Genomic DNA, 20,098 nt, shown 5'->3' with positions numbered 1-20,098 from the left:
ATGACACTCAGATCAACGAATACCCGCCAGCAAGGTTCTGGCGGTTTGTTTAAGGGGTTCATCCCCTTCCCTGAGCAACTCATTGAGCAACGCAATCGCGCTGTCGATGTCGCCGTCATCGATGCAGGTCTGCGCCTGTTCGAGTTTCCCCGACCCGGTTACAAGCTCCGGCTCTTGCAATACCAGCGGCTCCAGCGCCAGTGATGGCGGCGGACCGCCGAATTGATTGAGAAAGTCATCGTCCAGCGGCTGTGCGTCCGGCTCAGGGACCCATTCCAGTTCCGCCTCGTCGTTCTCTGCGGTTTCGGGCAACTCGAAGTCTGCCGGCATCACCTCAAGGCCCGAACCCGACGCGGCGGCGTCTGCTGACGACTTGTCCGTTGCCGCACGGCTATCCTCCAGATCCCAACTGGAGTCCATCGACAACTCGCCCAGGTTCAATTCGAAATCATCTTCAGACGTGGGTTGCGCAGCAGCGACCGGTGCCGCAGCGATGACAGGCAACACCGGCGTCAGCGGTGCAACACTGTTGAGCTTTGGATGACGCGCACGGATCGCCTCCAGTTGTTGCGGATCAACCCCTGCCCCGCGCAACTGGCTTTCCTGTTGCTCATACGCCGCGCTGTCGCCCTGGCGACCCAGCACTTCAAGTAACTGCAGGCCCAGATCGTTGCGTTCCGGCTCCTTGTCCAGCGCATTGCGTAACAGCCCGACGGCCTCGTTCAGGCGTCCGTAGGCCAGGTAGATCCCCACCGCCTCCAGCACATCGCCCGCCGATGGTTCTTCACGCTGCTCGGAGGCAGCGCTGATGCTGGTCGAGGGTGCGGTGGGGGTGTCATCAAAGTCCGGTTGAGGGCCTGTCGGGACAAAACCCACTGGCGCAGCATCCCGGGCCAGTTGCCGTCGACGGCGCAGGAACAGCCCGCCGCCCAACAGTCCCAACAACAGCAGCAAGCCACCCAGCAGCGGCCAATTGAGGCCATCGTCTTCGGCTGGCGGCGCTGCGGTTGATGCAGGCGCCGGTGCCGCCGGCGTGATGACAGGCGCCGCTGGCTTTTGCAGCTCGGTCAAACGCGTTTGCAGATCGCTGACCTGCTTTTTGCCGTCAGCCATCTGGACATCCTGCGCCTGCAGTTTCGCGTTCAGCTCATCGACGGTCTTTTGCAGTTGCTGGTTCTGCAGCACGCTGGCCGCCAATTGCTCGGTCAGTGCCGCGTTGGCCGCTGCAGGCGCGGGTGGCACTGGCGCTGAAGGTGCGGCGTCACGTTTGCCCTGGGCAGCCGCAGGCGCCGTCTTGGCGGGTTCGACGGAGGGGAATTCAGAGGATTGCCCGCGCGGCTCGGGCTCATCCGTGGCCGGCACGATGTTCGGCGAACCGGGCGGATCGATCAGCACCGTGTACTCGCGCAGCAAGCGGCCATTGGGCTGGTTGAGCTGCAGCAGAAAATTCAGAAACGGTTCTTTGACCGGTTTACGCGAGGTCACCCGGATCATCTGGCGATTGCCCTGCAGGATCGGGGTGAACCGCAGGTCGTTGAGGAAGAACACCCGCTCGACCCCGGCCCGGCCGAACTCATCCGCCGTGGCCAGGCTCACCGAGAGGTCACTGGCGCTGAGGCCTGCGGCATCGACCAATGCGATGTCGGCCTTGAGCGGCTGATTGAGGCCCGAGTGAACAGTAATGTCCCCCAGGCCCAGGGCCATCGACCAGGTCGAATAGCTGAATACACCAGCGACCAGCAGCCATTTGGCGCCACCGCGCAGTACTACGTGCCGACTTGCGAGCATGAGCATCCCTTAAATAAGCAAAACCGGTTTCTATGCGTTCGCACATCCGGTACGAACACGATATTGCCCAGTAGTTCTTATAGTCTGCTCAGCGCGATCCCTCAAAAAACCGCTGCACGGTTATGCCTCAAGATTTTTCCAGGTTGGCCAGAATGTGCCCGTGAACGCGCATGCACACCTTCATATCCGCCTCGTCGATACCGACGAACAACTCGCTGCGCAGTTGCGTGGCAATGGTTTCGATTTGTTCGATCAGCGGCAGCGCCGGGGCGCAGAGAACGATTTTTTTCGCCCGGCGGTCTTCCATCACGGACTGGCGTTGCACCAGGCCCTGGCTTTCCAGGCTATCGAGCAGACGCGCGAGGGTCGGGCCTTCGACGCCGACGCTTTGCGCCAGCTCGCGTTGAGTCGGCGCGTCTTCGAAACGCGCCAGATGCAGCAGCACCAGCCAGCGTGCCTGGGACAGACCCAGGCCAGCCAGCCGGCGATCCAGTTCGGCACGCCAGCCACGGGACATCTGGGCCAGTTGCATGCCAAAGCGGTGTTGATCGGTTAACGGCATAAAACACTCATGAGTAGACTGACAAATAGAGAAAAACTAATTATTAGTCAGCTAAGCATGACATTTGGCTATAGGCAAGAGCCGACCGGTACTGAATCGTTACAACTGCCTGACGGTTGGCGCAAACGCCGTCTTACATTTCGAATTCAGATTGCAGCGCAGCCCTTACGCAATAAAGCACGCCTTCCGGAACGCGACCGGCGAACAGCTCGGCCACTTCGGCGACCGACGGCAACTCGCCCTCGCCGTCGAGGAACGCGTCCTGCACTTCACCCATCAGCTCTTCCGGCAAATCCAGCGCCTGTTCCAGCGACAACTGCTGCTTGCCGATAGCCTCGGCGAGCATGCTGTAGACATTCTTTTCCGAGCACTGCAACTGCCCGGCGATCTGCATCGGGGTCATGCCGGCGCGGGCCAGGGTAATCAGCTCGTGACGCACGTCGGCCACCACTTTCGGCGCCTCGGCCTCGCCGCCGAGCACCTCGAGGAAGGCCTCGCCGTAGCGCTCCAGCTTGCGCGCACCGACCCCGCTGACCCGGGCCATGTCGGCCAGCGAGGTCGGCTGGCTGCGGAGCATTTCCAGCAGCGTCGAGTCGGGGAAGATGACGTACGGCGGCACGCCATGCTCTTCGGCCAGTTTGCGCCGCAGGGCGCGCAGGGCTTCCCACTGTTCGCGCTCCTCGCCGCGCACCAGTTGGCTGGCCGGGCTCTTGCTGGCGGTTTTGGCGGTGACTTGTGGCTTGAGGTCGCGGCGCAATTCCAGGGTCACTTCGCCCTTGAGCAATGGCCGGCAGGTATCGCTGAGACGCAGACCGCCATAGCCTTCGTGGTCGACATCAGCCAGGCCGCGAGCCACCAACTGGCGGAACAGCGAGCGCCATTCGCTCTCGCTCAGCGCCTTGCCGACGCCGTACACCGACAGGTGCTGATGGCCGAAGCTGCGGACCTTTTCGTTGTCCTTGCCCAGCAGCACGTCGACCAGATGACCGACACCATAACGCTGGCCGGTGCGATAGATCGCCGACAGCGCCTGACGCGCAGGCTCGGTGGCATCCCAGGTCTGTACGCCGTCAACGCAGTTGTCGCAGTGGCCGCACGGCTCGGGCATGTCTTCGTCGAAGTACGCGAGCAGGGTCTGACGGCGGCAGCGGGTCTCTTCACAGAGCGAGAGCATGGCGTCGAGCTTGTGCTGTTCCAGACGCTTGTGGCGCTCGTCACCTTCGGAGTTCTGCAGCATCTGCTTGAGCATCACCACGTCTTGCAGACCGTAGGCCATCCACGCATCCGCCGGCAGGCCGTCACGGCCGCCACGACCGGTTTCCTGGTAATAGGCCTCAAGGGATTTCGGCAGATCGAGGTGCGCGACGAACCGCACGTTGGGCTTGTCGATGCCCATGCCGAACGCCACGGTGGCCACCATGATCAGGCCTTCCTCGTTGAGAAAGCGCTTCTGGTGATAGGCGCGCAGGTCGTTAGGCAGACCGGCGTGATACGGCAGCGCCGGGAAGCCTTGCTCGCTGAGGAATGCGGCGACTTCTTCAACCTTCTTGCGCGACAGGCAATAGACGATGCCGGCATCGCTGCGCCGCTCGGCGAGGAACGCCAGCAACTGCTTGCGCGGCTGTTCCTTGGGCACGATGCGGTAGAAGATGTTCGGCCGGTCGAAGCTCGACAGGAAGCGCTCGGCGTTCTGCAGGTGCAGACGGGTGACGATTTCTTCGCGGGTGCGCTTGTCGGCGGTGGCGGTCAGAGCGATGCGCGGCACGTCGGGGAACATTTCCGCCAACTGACCCAGTTGCAGGTATTCCGGACGGAAATCGTGGCCCCATTGCGACACGCAATGCGCCTCGTCGATGGCGAACAGGGCGATGTTCAGCCCCTGCAGGAACGACAGCATGCGCGGCTGCACCAGACGCTCGGGCGCCAGATAGAGCATCTTCACTTCGCCACGTTTGATTCGCGCGGCGAGGTCGCGCTGTTGTTCGGCACTCAAGGTGGAGTTCAGCGCAGCGGCGGCCACGCCCAGCTCTTCGAGGGTGGCGACCTGATCGTCCATCAAGGCGATCAACGGCGACACCACCACCGCCAGGCCCTCGCGCAAAAGCGCCGGCACCTGGAAGCACAAGGATTTGCCGCCACCGGTAGGCATCAGCACCAGCGCATCACCGCCGCTGGCCACGCGCTCAATGATTGCACCCTGACGGCCACGGAAACTGTCGTAGCCGAAGATGTCCTTGAGGACGCGTTGAGCCTGTTCGAGCATAAAAACTCCAAAAATCTACCGAAACATCCCTGCACAGGCTGGTTCAGGACAGCCACAGCTGCTTAAACAAAACGTAAGAGCGCATTGCCAGACCACCGCAATACGAGCAGGGAGCGCAAAACGCGGCAGTATACCCGAGCCCTTCCCGGCAGGGGGTGCCGCTGAGAAGACTCAATCCGTCACACGGTCTCGCTTTCCCCTGTAGGAACTGCCGAAGGCTCGGGCCGCGTTCGGACGATCTTTTGATGTTGATCTTGAAAAACAAAATCAAAAGATCGCAGCCTTCGGCAGCTCCTACAGGGATGAGCGGTGGATATGCAGGCTGTGGCAGGGCAAATCTGCCGTGCGGCTGGCTTGAGCGCTCAAGAAGGCCTAGAATTCCCGCATTGTTTATTCCCCCAAGGTAGCCCCGTAATGTCCTTCGCTGAGCAACTAACCCGCCTGCAAGTCTTTCTCGACGCCGACGAGCTGCACGAAGAGGCGCTGGATTACGTGGCCGCCCACGGTTACCTGACCGCGCTGTCGATCTGCTCGGACATCGTGCCGGATCGTGAGTGGATCGACGCCCTGTTCGCCGAAGAGCCGCATTACAGCAGCGACGCGCAGCGCGCAGAGATCGAAGCCACCCTGATCGGCCTCAAGGCCCACATCGCCCGCCAACTGGCGTCCGACGAAGAGTTCGAGCTGCCGTGCGATCTCGACCTGGGCGACGACCCGGACGATTCCGAACTGCGCGGCTGGTGCATCGGTTTCATGGAAGGCGTGTTCCTGCGTGAAGCCGCCTGGTTCGAGACCGCCGAAGAGGAAGTCAGCGAAATGCTCCTGCCGATCATGGTCGGTTCCGGCCTGTTCGACGAACAGCCAGAGTTCGAAGACATCGCCAAGGACGCCAACCTGATGGACGACATGATCGTGCAGATCCCGGAAGCCCTGACCGCACTGTACCTGCTGTGCCAGGCGCCAGACGAAAAACCGGCGATCCTCAAGCCACGTCACCACTAAGACCCTGCCTATGGACAACCCCATAGGCAACCGCCCCCTGATGTTGCGCTACATCCTGCTGGCCATCGGCTGGCTCAGCGTGGCATTGGGGGTGATCGGGATTTTCCTGCCTGTTCTGCCCACCACCCCCTTCCTTCTGCTCGCAGCGGCCTGCTTCGCGCGCAGCTCTCCGCGTTTCTATCACTGGCTGGTCGGGCACCCAAAGCTCGGGCCATGGATCCGCAACTACCTCGATGGCAACGGCATTCCGCTCAAGGGCAAGGTCTACGCGATCGGGCTGATGTGGGCGAGCATTCTGTTCTCCTGCTTCCTGGTGCCACTGCCGTGGGCGCGAGGGTTCATGCTGACCAGTGCGGTGCTGGTGACGGTTTATATTTTGCGGCAGAAGACCCTTGGCAAACGTTGAACAAGCACATTCTGAAATGACCTTTCATCCGAAAAAGCTGCGCACCTGTTATTTCTGACAGTAGCCATCCGAGGCATATTCACACCTAAATAACTCCATCGTCAGTCTTTACCAGAAGCTGGACTGGAGTTCCGATCATGCTCAATCAGCGCAAGCAAAGTCTTACCCCTTTGGCGCTTCTCGAACCCGATATTCCCGGGCGTACCCGGCCCATAATGGACTCCGGTGAATGGGGTATAAACCTGGCCGCCGCGAAGCTCAACTTTCCGGAAGATGGTTTATTGGTGCAGATCCCCGTCTGGCTTCACAAAGGCCTGGGAGACCTTGTCGAATTGCTACTCCATGAGAAAGTCGTCGACCAAAAGTACATTGAAGACCCTGCCGAACTAACGCAACGCACGACATTGTGGGTGGCAGAGCGGCACATTCCGAGCGGCTCGTACTCATTGTCCTATCGCGTCACGCGGCTCAACCAGACCCCGGAAACCCAGACCCCGCCTCTCAGGCTATACGTCAAACTCGAACTTCCCGGAGGCCAGGACACCAACCCTGAGCCAGGCCACTCGAATCTTTTCATGCACATCCCCCCTGAAATCATCAGCGGTGGCGTGGACAAAGAGGTGGCTGAAGCAGGTGTGCCCATTACCATCCGCTCCGCCAGCGGGACCGGTTTGCCCTATCCGAATATCGCGGAAGGCGATTGCGTCATTCTGAGCTGGGGCGGCATCTTTATGTTTTCCGATCCGGTCACCGATTTACAGATCAGCGACCCGGTCAACCATCCTCTCATCATCCATGTCACCAAAGAAGTCATTGAGCGCTCCGGAGACAGTGACAGCTCCGGGCTGGCCGTCACCTACAAGCTGCGCGACATTGTTGGCAATGAGTCTACGGACTGGAGCGACGCCATACGCATTGTGGTCAACATCGGCATCAGCCTGCTGCTCGCCCCTATCGTCAAGGAGGCCATCAACAATGTCATTGACCTTGATGAGTTGGGCGATGACCAACTGACGGCTCAGGTCTGGGCTACAGATTCTACGCTGCAGAAAAACGATGTTATTCACCTGAAGATGCGCGGGACGACCGAGAGCGGCGAAACCATCGAGGTAGCTGCTGAGCCGCAGACCGTCGACAACCTGCCGCATACCTATGAGTTTTATTTCGACAACGTCGATGTGCGCAAACTGACCAATACCCAGGTCACTTTCCTGTATACGGTGGTACGTGCCGACACCCCGGAACCTTTACGTTCCAAAGGCCAGTTTGTCCAGGTCATTGGCGAGGCACAACGCCTGGCCGCTCCGCGTGTCATCGATGAACACCAAGGTGCTATCAATCCTGATCTGCACTACGTACGCCTGCACATTCCGCATAACCCACTCATCGTGCAAGGTTCGGCGCTCGATATCATCTGGTTCGGCAGGAGGCCCGATGGCAGCACTCACAATCCCGAACTGGACTGGTATTTCCCAGACAATCAGGAAGCCAGTGACCCCGAAGGGTTCGTCATCACCGTAGCCACCATTGAGGACAATCATCTCAAAACCCTGGAGGGCGGAACGCTGACTATCGCCTACTACCTGCTGACGGTCGAAGGTGACGACACCGTCTCTCGTGAATCACGGCACACCAACGCATTCCAGGTGGGCGAACCGCAATTCGAGCTGATCAAGCCGGATATCCTGGGCGAACAGGACGGCGTGCTTAAGCCCGAAGACTTGTCCAACGGCACCAGCAGACTGACCGCCCCCCGGCCAACCGGGACGCCGAGCGAGAATAAGGACGTTGTGATCTTCACTTGGTTTGGCGAAATCACCGGCAAGGTGGAAGACTCGGTCACCCTCAATGCACTTTCTGCCAACAGAGACGTGAATTTCAACCTGAATGCCGCCTTCGTCGCCACACACATCGTTCCGAACCACCGCAATAAAGTCACTGCCAGCTATCGTATCTTGCGCTTTGAATCGGGCAAGACCAGCTATTCGAATCCGCGGGTGTTCTACGTGGGCGAGGCCCCGGAACAACTGCTGAACCCGGCGAAAGTACGCGAAGCCGTAGATGACGTACTCGACCCGGCCAATGCACCCAGCGGTGCCACCGTATGGATGGAAGCTAACCGCTCGGAGAATGCTGGCGATCACTTCTTCATGAAATGGCGCACCGCAGACGGCAGCGTTGCCGAGGAGTATGACAAAACCATCTCCGGCAACAACAAGGGCAAGGAGGTGGAGTTTCCCGTTCCGCGGTCAGTTGTACTGGCAAGCGAGAACCACGAGGTCATCATCGAGTACTACGTCGAGTTGTTCGAGGGCGGCACTGCCCAGGGCGAAAATTACACATTGCGCGTGGAAGGTGGCCCCGGCATCAGACTGCCTGTGGCGACCTTCAAGGAAGCCAGCGGCCCGCAGAAAGACCAGCTCAACCCCGATGACGTCTTCCCCACCGGCGCCACCGTGGTCATCGAAGCCAGTGCCGGGCTTAAAACCGATGATCTAGTCCACGTCGAAGTCGTGGGCAAAACCACGTACAGAACTTCACACTCGGTTCTTGCAGACGAGCAGGACAGCGAACTGGCAGTGATCAAGATTGAACATACATTCATCGCCAACCATGTCGATGAGCGCATCTCCCTGGCCTATACGATTACCCGCAACGCCGGAGGTACCGATGGCCCGTCTGCGTCGACCGTCTATGACGTTCGCAGGGTGATCGGAACCGGCTTGTTGAAAGTCATGGGAGCTCGCTACACCCGCGGCACCTATCGATCCTCCGGTGGTTCGCATGTCATCAGCGCGTTCAATGCGACGACCGGCCAACCCTTGCCGGCGGAATGGAAATATTCCGAAGACAGCCAGTGGACGACGGGCAATACCTGGTATGACACCCACCCCGAACAACTGCTGCAGGTGCGTACGGCTGATGATGCCCTGACCCTGAACAGGGCGAACATCCTCGGCAACGGTAACGACCTGGCCGTCAACGGCGAAGCGGCGTTCGTCGCACATCGCGATCTCGGTGATATGGCTGGCTGGGGCAATAGCGAGTATGGAGCCAGGATCCCCTCCACCATCATCACCATGGATGACATTGTCGAGGTGAGCAGCACGCGCAGTGCATTCGCCGCCCGCCGTGCCAACAATGCGGTTGTGGTCTGGGGCAACGCGACAGAGGGGGGGAACATGACCGGCGTTTCACCTCTGAACTTCAAACAAGTGGTAGGCAACTCTGTCGCCTTTGCTGGCTTGAAGCTGGCGGGGCAACTCGTGGCATGGGGCGCCGCAGATCATGGCGGCACCGTACCAGCGCCTATCAGCAACCTCACCGACATCACGCAGGTGATCGCGGCCGGACAAGCCTTTGCAGCGCAGCGAATAACAGGCCACCTGGTGGCCTGGGGCTTGGCGGAAAACGGCGGAAGCATCCCCGACGACATTGCCGGGTTCACCGATATCAAGACCTTGATCGGCAGTTTCGGAGCCTTCGCCGCCCATCGGGGCAACGGCAGGATTATCGGCTGGGGCAACCCCGGTTACGGCGGTGAAGTCCCCGAGGCTATTGCCTTGCTGACGGACATCATTGAGCTCAGCAGTGCCAACGCGCAGGCGTTTGTTGCACGCCGCGCCTCAGGGCAACTGGTGGCCTGGGGGACGCCGGAGTATGGCGGAACCATTGACCCGTTGATCGAAGGACTGACAGACATCGTCGAAATCTGCTCAACCTGGCGTGCCTTCGCTGCCCGGCGACACAACGGACACGTCGTGGCATGGGGCCGATCGCTGGAGGGCGGATCCGTACCTGAACACATCGCCATGTTGAATGACATCGTGCAAGTGTGTGGCTCTTCCCAGGCCTTCGCCGCCTTGCGCAAGAACGGAACGGTGGTTGCCTGGGGCAATGCTGAATTAGGGGGCGATACCGCGCCTGTCGTCGATCAATTGACCAATGTTCAAGCGCTTTACAGCAACTCTCACGGGTTCACAGCCCTGACGTCAGACGCACGTGTCGTTACCTGGGGGCACGCCGTGGGCGGCGGCGACAGCAGCGCAGCCCAAGATCGCCTGAGGGGCAAGGTCTCGTACCTCTCCAATCCGGTTTCCCGGGGGGTCGCACTGACAGCCAGTCACATGGCAAGGCTCAGAGCCTTCCGGTAAAGCCGCCCGGAAACCGTCCCATTTATATCGCCCGGCGTTCCTGGAAGAGCGCCGACGGCGGATCAGAGAGTGAAACCATGTCTGTTAACGCCTCCACACTCAAAGAGCCTTCGGTCGATGAAGCGCCAGACGGCGAATTGGACCCTGAAATGATTCCTGCAACGGGAGCCACGCTACGCATCACACCCTACGGTGACATGACCTATCGCGACTGGCTCTACCTCTTTGTCGGCGAACATTACACCGACGATATCCCCGTCAGCGCGAGCGCCGTAGGCAAGGATGTGTTGTTCCTCATTGATCAAAAACAGTTCGTCCCCAACAGCGACAACACCGTGATCATTCGCTACGAGGTGCAACACTATCAGGGCGCGAGGGAGCCATCGCTGATTCTGGAGTTAAAGCTCAAGGCCGACTTCCAAAGCGAAGCCCGTCTGGACTTGAGCGCTGAAAACTATGTTGCCTGCGTCGACAAACCACCCAGACAAACGCCCGTTTTTGCACGCATGACCCGAGAGGCCAATTGGGGGGCGGGGCCGTACGAATACAGCAGCAGCGACGAGAGCATCGCCATCGTCGACAACGCTTCTGGCGAAGTGACTGCCGTGCGCAATGGCACGTGTTCGATCATCGCCACAGACAGCCAGAGCCAGACGCAGCGTTACACGCTGACGATCACCGGCATTCACGAACTGCATTTTCTGACTGCCGGTGCCAACTGGGAAGGCATGATTGTTCTTTGCATGCAGGCCAAATTGCAGTCGGTCACGTTGCCTCAGATCAAACGCCTGTGGTCGCTGTACTACCCCAACAGTGGCTCGGTGGCCGATTACCTTGGCTGGTTGAACTACCCCGTGTGGACAGGGGACGCCTTGGGGGCGGGAACCGCGTGGTCTTATGACTTGAACGGTACCGACGTCAATGACAACGCCAGCGGTGATGATATCGAGACGTTTCATCAGGTCGTCGGCATCAAGCACGGCTGAACAACACCTGCCTATCAAACACGGTGACCTGATCATCATGAAAAGTCCCATACTCGCCGCCAAAGCCCTGCTGATCGCCCTGTGGCTGATCAGTAGCCTGTGCCACGCGGCCACCGGCCCGGAAGTGGCGAAGTTGCTCAACACCCGCTACCAAGACACCAGCGCCGAATGCGTCGGTGATCACCCCGCGTACTTTTGCAGCGGTGTGCTGGTGCGTGGCACTGACGGTGCGGACGAATTCTGGAAACACGGCACGGCATCCACACAGCTTGGCGCCGAGAGTTTCGCCTACCTGCGCGCCGACCTCGGTACTCGGGTGCTGGCACAAAAAAACGGCATGGTTTTCAGTGATTCATTCACCGCAATCGGGCAAGGCAAATCGCTGGAAGTGTTGTGTGCTTATCCATTTGAGCTGGTCCTTGCAGGCACGCGTTCCGACTTCGGCTGCGGCGCAATGACAGGCGCCCGCACCGAGCCGGATCCCTCCTCCTGCGCGGCCTTTGGCGTTACCGATGCTCAGGACTGGCTCGCGCACTTCCAGCAGCAAGGTCTTCAACCCGAGCACCAATGTTCGTTCAGCAGTCGTGAGGCGGCGCCGTTCAAGGCCAGCCTGCTTGCCCATCAGAGCCTCGATGCTGCCTGGGCGGCCAGGCCAAATCTGGTTCAGATCAGAAACTGGGATGCCACTGCGCCCAAACCAATCCCGATACAAGCCCTGTTCTATGACACGACGCAAGCCGGTGCATTACTCGGGGCGCAGAAGGATCAGCGCGACTACTTCAACGCCACCGGTGACTGGCTGCCGGTCCTGCGAATGGACCTGAGCCAGGCACCACGCGGCGTGTTCGGGTTTGACCAGCAGGATCAGTTGTACACCGGGTATGAAGTGGCTTCGCGGTTGAATGCGCGGTATGAGAAAACGGCGTCCACCTGCCTGGCAGGTCACACTGCCTACTTTTGCAACGGCGTATTGCTAAGAGGCACCCAAGCCTCTACAGCCTTTCACATGTGGAATCCAAGCCCGGGCTCAGTTGCCAACGGTGGCGTTTCCTTCACCTACCTACGCAAAGACGCAGGGCTGACAAAACCGGTTTTCGCTCAGGGTTTTCTCGTCCGCGAGAGTTTTGCACCAGCGGCGAATCCCTTGACCGTAATGTGCGCCTATCCCTTCGACGGAGCCACCGGCCTCCCCGCAGACACCTGTCGTGTACGCGGCGATATGTGTCATGAGCTGGGCGTCAACAACGTGGAAGCCTGGGTGAGTCGCTATGGCAACGCGCCACGCAGCAGCTGTGCGTTCAATATTGACCCTGCACAATTCCAGCTGAGCATCGACGTGCGTCCCAGCGTCCCCGATGGCGATGGCTGGAATGAGGTCATGGTCGAAACATGGCCTCAAGACATTCCCTTACGAATCCCGCTTGAAGCTTTCTACTACAGCCTCAAGGCGCATTACGCGAGTGATGGGCTGTCACAGGCTCAGTTCGCCCAGCGTGACTACTTCCAGACCACGGGACGCTTCTTGCCCATCGTCCTGATTGATCTTGAAGCGCCGGCAAACCAGGTCTTCACATACAACCCAGTCGAACAGAACTCACCTGGGGCGCCCGCCCGTGTGTTGGTCATACCGGACCTGTAACTCTGTCGCGCTCACAGCCCTCATCCCGATCACCGGTGAGGGCATTGGTTGACCGGCGGTTTCTCGGGTCGACAGCCCTGATAACCCATCGCCCCGACGACCATTTATCGAAAACACTCGCCTACCTGTCAGATCTGACAGTAGGCAGTGTCCGCCACATCGTGCTCAATCAAACGACACATCCCAGTCCGAGTCGCATTCTTTTCGATGAGGTTTTTGTCATGACCCACTTCCGCTCATTTCTGTTTCCCGTCTGCCCTTTTCCCGTTGCGCCTCTGGCGCTGCGTCCAATCGGGATTTCAGGCATGACACAACCGGTGGTCAATGCCGATGGCGGTATCAACCTCAAGACTTACAACCAGTCGCCCAGCGGCTTGTTGTGCTACATCAGTGCGTACGCCCCACCCATGCTGGCAGGTGACAAGCTGGAAATTCGCCTGGGAACCGAGATTCTTACAACCCGGGTTCTGCAATCCGAAGAAGAAGACAGCAATCTTCCGGTGTTTTTTCGCCTGCTCTCTAACCTCCTCGAAGAAGGCTTGGTCGAGGACCTGCACTACACGCTGACCCGTAACGGCAACACCGACCCGGATGACATCTCTGTGCCGCTCAGATTATTGGTGAAGCTGGATCTGCCCGGCGGACACGACAAGTGCCCCCATCGACCGGGGCACTCCGAGCTGCATATCGTGCAATTGCCGCAGGACGTCATAGACAACGGGGTGGACGCCGCGTGGGCCGCGAGAGGGGTGCCCATGACGATCCCCCGATACCTGAATATCGCGGTGCGCGACGTTATCCAGGTGAAATGGGGACGTGCCTACCTGACGCCCCATGTGGTCACCGCCGATGAAGCGGCCGGCACGACGCCGATCGTGATCACGGCCGTCCAGGAGGACATTCTCGCTGGCGGCGACGGCAATGCGGTGCCGGTGCACTACGAGATCCACGATGAGGTCTGGAACTACTCGGTGGATTGGTCCCAGAGCACCAACGTCAAGGTCGAAGCCGGCGGCGAGCGTCTGGACGCACCCATCTTCAAGGATTCGGTCAACGGCATCATCACCCTTGCAGATCTGAACAATGAGGATGTGACCGTGCAGATCCTGGTCGCCTCCGCCGACTTCGCCTTGGGTGATACGCTGACCATGACTTGCACCGGCACACCGTTGACTGGCAAGCCATGGATCGATACCCAATCGAAAGACATAACCAACTTTCCCAGCGTCGTCGAATTCAAGATCAAGTACGCGCTGTTCCGGGCGATTGCCATGGGAAAGGCTGATGTGGCCTATGTGCTGTACAAAAAAAACGGTCTCCCTCCCTCATCCTCCAAACGCACATTCGCCTCGGTGGTAGGCCAGGTAGCGTTGATACCGGCCCCGGACATCCGGGAATTGCTGGGCGATACCCTGGAGCCGGACATCCCGTTCGCCACCGTGGATATTGAATATCCGGGCATGGCCAACGGTGATGTCGTGCAAGTGGCCTGGATAGGTACCCGAGCCAACGGCAACCCGTATGTGTATGAGGACGAATACATCGTCAGCGAGGGCGATGCGCAACGAGGCGTCATCACCGTGTATGTACCGGGTGAGCATGTACTGCCACTGGAAAACGGCACGCTCGACCTGTTTTACCGGGTGGCCAACGACAATCCGCAACTCTACGGTGTGAGCGAATCCGAGCACTTGCGGGTCGCGGTCGGGACGGTGCAGGCCACCTTGCCGATACCCAAGGTGGTGGAGGCCGATCCGCCCGATGTGCTGGACCCCTCGAAGATATTCGACACCGCAACCGTGTTGATCGAATACCTGGGCACGCTCAAGGGCGACATCCTGACCTTCTACTGGACAGGGTTCAACTCAGCGGCCAGTACCAGCGACTGGGTGCCGATCACCGAACTGAGTGTCGGCAAGCCCGTACGATTTCGCGTGCCAGCCAGATTCGTCACACTCAATGCCGGCCAATACGTGAAGGTGCGCTACAGTCTCAAGCACGCGGCCACCGGCCGATACAGCCATTCCGCCACACTCAACCTGCTGGTCGGTGAGTTGGTCGGTCACCTGCCGCCTCCGGACGTGATCCAGGCGCCGGACAACAACCTCGACCCGATGAATGCGCTGTCGGGGGTGGACATCGGGTTCGGCTTCAAAAACATGAAGTCGGCGCTGGATCGCATCGGGCTGCAGTGGCTGGGCTCTGCCGGGGCAGGCACATCCACTGACCTCGAGCTGCCGGGCAGCGACACTGGCCGGGTGCAGTTTCATCTGCCGCCGCCATTCGTCGGCCCCAATATTGGCCGGATGGTCACCGTCAGTTGCGAGGTCTCGCGCTACCACACCACCACCAACTCCGAGACCCGCGATATCAACGTGCTGCGCTTTCAGAACCCGGAAACCCAGCTGCCACGGCCGCAGGTTCCACAAGCCAGTGGCGGTGTCCTGGACCTGATGATGATCACCGGGGATGCCAGGGTTCGCGTGGCCACCTGGCCTTTCATCGCCCTGAAGCAGCGCGCCTGGCTGCGCATGGAAGGCACGACCGCTACCGGCGCCATTTACCGCATCGAACTGCTCAACGCAATGGAAATCAGCCCCGCACACCAGGCCAACGGGCTTGACGAACTCCTGCCCAGAAGCGAGCTGATGAAACTGGGCCACAGCACGCCAGCGACGGTGGTGTGCTGCGTCACGTTCGACGGTGATTCGCAGGAAAGCAGAGCTATCGAGTTTCCGTTGCTGCGGTTGACCGTCCGTACCCGATACGACTATGTGACTCCCGACATCATCCGGATACAGGACAGTCGCGGCGAAGTCATTGAGGACGGCGTGACCCGTGACACCAAAGTCACGATCAGCGGCAGCGCGACCCGGGGCGAAACCATCGAACTGTTCAACGCACTGTCTCAATCCATGGGCACCACTACAGTCCGTGACGACAGCACGTGGAGCCTGGAGATCGGAATTCTGACGGAGAAAAAATACAGCATCACGGCCAAGGCCCTGTACGACGCCGATCCGGTGTCCAGCCAACCGCGTACCTTTACGGTCAAGTTTTCGATCACACCGCAGATTCGTTCGGTGACCGACTCCAGAGGGCTGGTCAATCCAGGTGCAAACACTTTCGATAACAGCGTCTTGATCGAGGGCGAAGCCACTCCCAACGAACAGGTGCGGCTGATGGATAGCACCTCATCCGTCGCCACGGTGAACACAAATGACCGGGGCGAGTGGCGTCATCGCCATGACAACCTCGGCGTAAAAAGTTACAACATGATCGCCAGGGCGCTCTATGACGTTCAGCCTGCCGACAGCCCGCCCTACCCGTTCAATGTGATTCAAGCCGTCACGCCCAGCATTTCCTATGTAACCGACGCAAAAGGGAACCTGGACAACGGCGGGACGACCTATGGCCGCCGGGTCACGGTCGGCGGCAGAGCCAGTAAAAGTGAACGGATCGAGCTGCGCGATGGCAGCAGTACGCTGGTCGCGGCGATCAATGTCGGTGCCGATGAAAACTGGTCCCACGTTCTGGAAAATCTGACACTGAAAACCTACAGCCTGACCGCGAAGGCCTTGTACGGCGCACAACCGATTTCCGCTCCGCCTCGAACGTTTACTGTCGCTGCGCACGTGACTCCGACCATCACTGCAGCCACCAACTCCTCAGGCACGATTCCCGACGGCGGCACCAGCTACGGCAACGCCGTAACCCTGATTGGCACAGCTTCGCAACGCGAGCAAGTGCAGGTCTACAACGGCTCGACCACCATTGGCTCGCCTGTCACAGTCGGTGGCGATAACCAATGGAGGCTAAACCTCACAGGACTGGTGCTGGGCATCTACAGAATGACCGCCCATGCGCTGTATGACGTTACGCCGATATCGAGCTCGCAGCGTACTTTCACAGTTGCCAGCCACATCGCCCCTACCATCACCTCGGTCAAGGGCGCCAACGTCGAGATCCCCAATAGCGGGAGCACCACCAGTACCACCGTCAGCCTGTCGGGCGATGTCACCTCGGGGCATCAGGTTCAGATAATCGACAACAACGATGCCAAACATACCGTCACCGCGAGCGGGACGAGCTGGAGTACAACCCTGGCCGTGCCCGTGGGCGGGCACTCGATCACGGCAAAAGCGGTGACGACCGGGCAGGTGTCCGCTGCCCGAAGCTTCAGCGTCGTCGCGCCGATCCCGCCGCTGTATTTCAATACCAGTCCAGTGACGTTGAGCGGGAAGATTTATCTGGTTCCAGCCAGTCCCCACGTGCTTCCGGCCTTTGGTCCGGGAACGTCCGTGCAACACGTAGCCTCCGGTGGACAGCCCGGGTACACCTATTCGTCCAGCAATGCCGGGGTAGCGGTAGTGGATGGTGCAGGGCTGGTCACTGTACGAGGGCGGGGTACCGCGGCCATTACCGTACGAGATACAGCCAACCAAATGGCGAGTTATTCAGTGACGGTGACGGGAGTCATCCATTGTGTCTACCTGGGAACCGGTACCAATACCTGGACTGGAGTCAACCAGCTGGCCAGCGCGGCCGGAGCAAGAATCCCCAGCCTGGCTGAGTTGCGCGAACTACATGCCGCCTATGGAGGAAGATGGCCGATGGGATCCCACCATTTTTGGTCAACCGACAACAGCAACGCATACTGGCCGTTCTCCGCCAAATATGCACTCACGATTACATCCGGCGCCCTCAGCTCAACACGGACGACTGGTGGATCACACGCAAACGGAGTAGGCCTGAGATAGACACAGCATTCACGTAAAAAAACACCTCGCACGATGCGAGGCATTTTTTTACTGCGTGGCTACCAAGTCAAAGCATTTACCACTCCCAACGCAACCCGACATTCACCCCATACGGCTGCTCGATGTTCTTGCCCTTGCTGTAGTCGAAATCAGCATGCACCTGCAGGTCCTTCGACAACGCCAGCGCCACACCGGCGCCAAGCTGACCACGGCTGCCGGACAGATCATTGTTGAACTGGTTGTTGTCGTTGACCGTCACGCGGTTGTTGTTGATGAACTCGTGCTGCAGCGCTGCCCGCACATAAGGCTGAGCGACCATGCCGTTGCCCATGTTGAAGCTGCGCCCGAGCGTGGCACCGGCTTCACCCAGCACCGAACGCGCACGGTCACCATCGGCCTGCATGCCGTTGTCCAGCGCGTACTGGCTGCCCTCGATGGTGTCCATCGTCAGTCGGGTGTAGGGCTCGACGAAATACCCGTCGTCCAGTTTGATGTTGCGCCCGAACTCTGCCGAAACGCCGACGCCGGAGTTGTGATAATCGCCTTTCGCCCGACTACCGTCACTCAAAGTGACCTTGGCGTCATTGTTGAACCGGTTGAACTTGAGCAGTGCGTCGAAATAGTACCCGCTCTCGGCATCCAGCCAGGTCACGTAAGGCCCGAAGTAGTAGCTCTTGATCGTACCGGACGTGCCTTGCTCAACGCTCAGGTCGGTGTCGCTGTAGCCGCCCATCACGCCCGCCAGCCATTGACTGTCGCCCAGACGCACATCAGCGCCCAGAGACAAGCCGCGCTGGGTTTGCTGATACGCCACCCCCGAGCCTGCGGCGATGTTGTATTTATTACCGTACGTGCGCATCCAGAGGCCGGGCTGGCTGCCGTTGAAGCGCAACTCGCCCATCCGGCTGCGCAGCGTCGCCCCCTCCGCCAGCATGACCGTGGTCGGCGCGCTGAACAGGGCCAGCACCGATCGTGCGCCCGGGCTGATGACTTCGGTGGTCGGGTCGAGAAACCACTCCTTCGCCCCCCCTTCAATCTCCCGACTGGCCAGACTGTAGGACCAGGTGCCGACATCAGCCCGCTGATTGCCGGCCAAGGTAAAATTCGCACTGTCGGTGGTGGCGGTACGCACCAGCGTCAACGCCTTCGTCGAAGTCGCGTCCAGGCCAGAGGCCGTAACCGCCAGCGCGAAGTCCCCCGCCGAAGCACCGGTGACATTGAGAAAATCACGCTCACCGCTGGCGAAATCGCCCTTCATCACAAATGTCCCGTTGCCGGAAAGCGAGCCCACATTCAACTGGTAATACGTACCCGGGGCGTCGGAGGCGCCGAAAGTGACGGTGCCACCGTTCATGCCCAGCGCACCGATCGAATCGGTGCCGGTGAGTGTCCAGTTTGAGCTGCTGTTGACGTTCACGCTGTCGACAGCGTCGAGGCGCCCCGTCAATTGCGAGTGGTTTTCCAGCGTGACGGTGGCGGTAGAGCTACCATCGACCAGCACGTCCCCCGTGATGGTCCCCAAGTCGAAAACGAGATTGGCCCGGCTGTTATCCGCCACGCTGATGTTGCCATTCAGGGTGCTGTTGGCAACGGTCATGCTGGCGGTCGATGAGCCTTGAACATCCAGTAATCTGCCGTTGCCAGCAAGAAGGCTGGCACCGTTGGAGACGCCTATCGTGGCCTGAGTCCCGCGATCCACCAGAATCGCAGAACCACTGGTACCTTGTACCGTTGAGTTATCCAGCGACAAAGTACGGTCTCCCACATTGAGGGCGTCATTGACCATCCGCACACCTGTCGCCTGACCGGTGATGGTCGTCAGCGCGGAAGTACTCACCTCGCCACCAAGGATATTCACACCGATGCCATTGCTGCCCGCACCCATGATTTGCGTATTGATCAATGACAGGGAGCTCAGCCCCGTGACCTGCGACCCGATCAGTTGTCCACTGATCTGACTGTTGGACACCGTCACAGTAGATCCACCCGCCGCAACACTGGAGCGGTTGACCGCCAGCCCGATTTCATCGCTGGTCACGGTCGTTCGATCGATGGTTGCCTGACTGCTGGTCACTGTTACGCCATCACCACCGTCGTTACCGACGATGGTGGCACCGTTGATGTTCAGCAACGACCCGGACCTCGCCGTGATCGATCGGGTATTGGCTCCGGAAGCATTCAATACGCCATTGTTGCGCACCAGATAGTCTGTAGGCTCAACCGATGAATCGATAGCCAGCGTGGTGTTATCGACGATAGTTGCCGAATGTGCAAAACCCGCGAAAAAAAAAACGGCAGGCAGGCAAAGCATTATTCCAGATCTGCCTGCCGGGATTACGCGGACGTGTGATACATCCAACATTTTCATGATTGATTCACCTCGAAATGATTACAGGCCAGAGCAGTTCAATAGCGTTGGCGGGAGGGGGGGGACAATAACGTTACTTCCCCCCTAAAAATGTAGGAATAGTCCGCAATGCACATAGAAAAGTCCTGCCGCTCGGTAATCCTTATAAGAAAAAGGGAGGCCTTTAATGC

Annotated in this window: 10 protein-coding genes; 6 read left to right on the top strand and 4 right to left on the bottom strand. The window is 59.6% G+C overall.

Features of this window, described 5'->3' with window-relative positions:
• Positions 1 to 12: 12 nt before the first annotated feature.
• From KKQ10_RS15785 to recQ, 3 genes are all read right to left on the bottom strand, one after another.
• Positions 13 to 1,788 carry a motility hub landmark protein FimV gene (locus KKQ10_RS15785; protein WP_215501626.1) on the bottom strand — a complete coding sequence of 592 codons (1,776 nt, stop codon included), beginning with the start codon at positions 1,786 to 1,788 and terminating at the stop codon, positions 13 to 15.
• 127 nt (positions 1,789 to 1,915) lie between these two features.
• On the bottom strand, positions 1,916 to 2,350 hold the full coding sequence (locus tag KKQ10_RS15780) for a MarR family transcriptional regulator (RefSeq protein WP_064586519.1): 435 nt from the start codon (positions 2,348 to 2,350) through the stop codon (positions 1,916 to 1,918).
• Between the two features lie 133 nt (positions 2,351 to 2,483).
• Positions 2,484 to 4,613 (bottom strand): DNA helicase RecQ, encoded by a 2,130-nt coding sequence (recQ, locus tag KKQ10_RS15775; protein ID WP_127652355.1) that lies wholly within the window; start codon positions 4,611 to 4,613, stop codon positions 2,484 to 2,486.
• A gap of 414 nt (positions 4,614 to 5,027) precedes the next feature.
• Here recQ and KKQ10_RS15770 point away from each other — a divergent pair, with 414 nt between their 5' ends.
• The 6 genes from KKQ10_RS15770 to KKQ10_RS15745 all read left to right on the top strand — a co-directional run bounded on the left by KKQ10_RS15770 (position 5,028) and on the right by KKQ10_RS15745 (position 17,560).
• On the top strand, positions 5,028 to 5,615 hold the full coding sequence (locus KKQ10_RS15770; protein ID WP_127652356.1) for a UPF0149 family protein: 588 nt from the start codon (positions 5,028 to 5,030) through the stop codon (positions 5,613 to 5,615).
• A 10-nt stretch (positions 5,616 to 5,625) separates the two neighbouring features.
• Complete coding sequence (locus KKQ10_RS15765) at positions 5,626 to 6,021, top strand: YbaN family protein (protein WP_215501625.1); 396 nt, start codon at positions 5,626 to 5,628, stop codon at positions 6,019 to 6,021.
• A 137-nt stretch (positions 6,022 to 6,158) separates the two neighbouring features.
• The gene (locus KKQ10_RS15760) at positions 6,159 to 10,175 is read left to right on the top strand and encodes an RCC1 domain-containing protein (protein ID WP_215501624.1); all 4,017 of its coding nucleotides are present in this window, start codon (positions 6,159 to 6,161) and stop codon (positions 10,173 to 10,175) included.
• A 77-nt stretch (positions 10,176 to 10,252) separates the two neighbouring features.
• Positions 10,253 to 11,161 (top strand): Ig-like domain-containing protein, encoded by a 909-nt coding sequence (locus KKQ10_RS15755; protein WP_215501623.1) that lies wholly within the window; start codon positions 10,253 to 10,255, stop codon positions 11,159 to 11,161.
• 37 nt (positions 11,162 to 11,198) lie between these two features.
• Positions 11,199 to 12,800, top strand: coding sequence for a hypothetical protein (locus tag KKQ10_RS15750; protein ID WP_215501622.1), 1,602 nt, complete (start codon positions 11,199 to 11,201; stop codon positions 12,798 to 12,800).
• Between the two features lie 44 nt (positions 12,801 to 12,844).
• Positions 12,845 to 17,560, top strand: a complete 4,716-nt coding sequence (locus KKQ10_RS15745) for an Ig-like domain-containing protein (protein WP_215501621.1) — start codon at positions 12,845 to 12,847, stop codon at positions 17,558 to 17,560.
• A 76-nt stretch (positions 17,561 to 17,636) separates the two neighbouring features.
• On the opposite strand, the gene KKQ10_RS15740 is transcribed toward KKQ10_RS15745, so the two are convergent.
• Entirely contained in the window at positions 17,637 to 19,691 is a 2,055-nt protein-coding gene (locus KKQ10_RS15740; protein WP_252191626.1) for an autotransporter outer membrane beta-barrel domain-containing protein, read from the bottom strand.
• Between the last annotated feature and the right edge of the window lie 407 nt (positions 19,692 to 20,098).

Source organism: Pseudomonas sp. MG-9 (assembly GCF_018729515.1).
GTDB classification, from domain to species: Bacteria; Pseudomonadota; Gammaproteobacteria; order Pseudomonadales; family Pseudomonadaceae; genus Aquipseudomonas; species Aquipseudomonas serboccidentalis.
This window is presented reverse-complemented; position numbering and strand designations above follow the sequence as displayed.

Bases quoted from the DNA above. Each gene is read 5' to 3' on its own strand.
- KKQ10_RS15785 (WP_215501626.1), bottom strand. From the start codon at position 1,788: ATGCTCGCAAGTCGGCACGTAGTACTGCGCGGTGGCGCCAAATGGCTG.
- KKQ10_RS15780 (WP_064586519.1), bottom strand. From the start codon at position 2,350: ATGCCGTTAACCGATCAACACCGCTTTGGCATGCAACTGGCCCAGATG.
- recQ (WP_127652355.1), bottom strand. From the start codon at position 4,613: ATGCTCGAACAGGCTCAACGCGTCCTCAAGGACATCTTCGGCTACGAC.
- KKQ10_RS15770 (WP_127652356.1), top strand. From the start codon at position 5,028: ATGTCCTTCGCTGAGCAACTAACCCGCCTGCAAGTCTTTCTCGACGCC.
- KKQ10_RS15765 (WP_215501625.1), top strand. From the start codon at position 5,626: ATGGACAACCCCATAGGCAACCGCCCCCTGATGTTGCGCTACATCCTG.
- KKQ10_RS15760 (WP_215501624.1), top strand. From the start codon at position 6,159: ATGCTCAATCAGCGCAAGCAAAGTCTTACCCCTTTGGCGCTTCTCGAA.
- KKQ10_RS15755 (WP_215501623.1), top strand. From the start codon at position 10,253: ATGTCTGTTAACGCCTCCACACTCAAAGAGCCTTCGGTCGATGAAGCG.
- KKQ10_RS15750 (WP_215501622.1), top strand. From the start codon at position 11,199: ATGAAAAGTCCCATACTCGCCGCCAAAGCCCTGCTGATCGCCCTGTGG.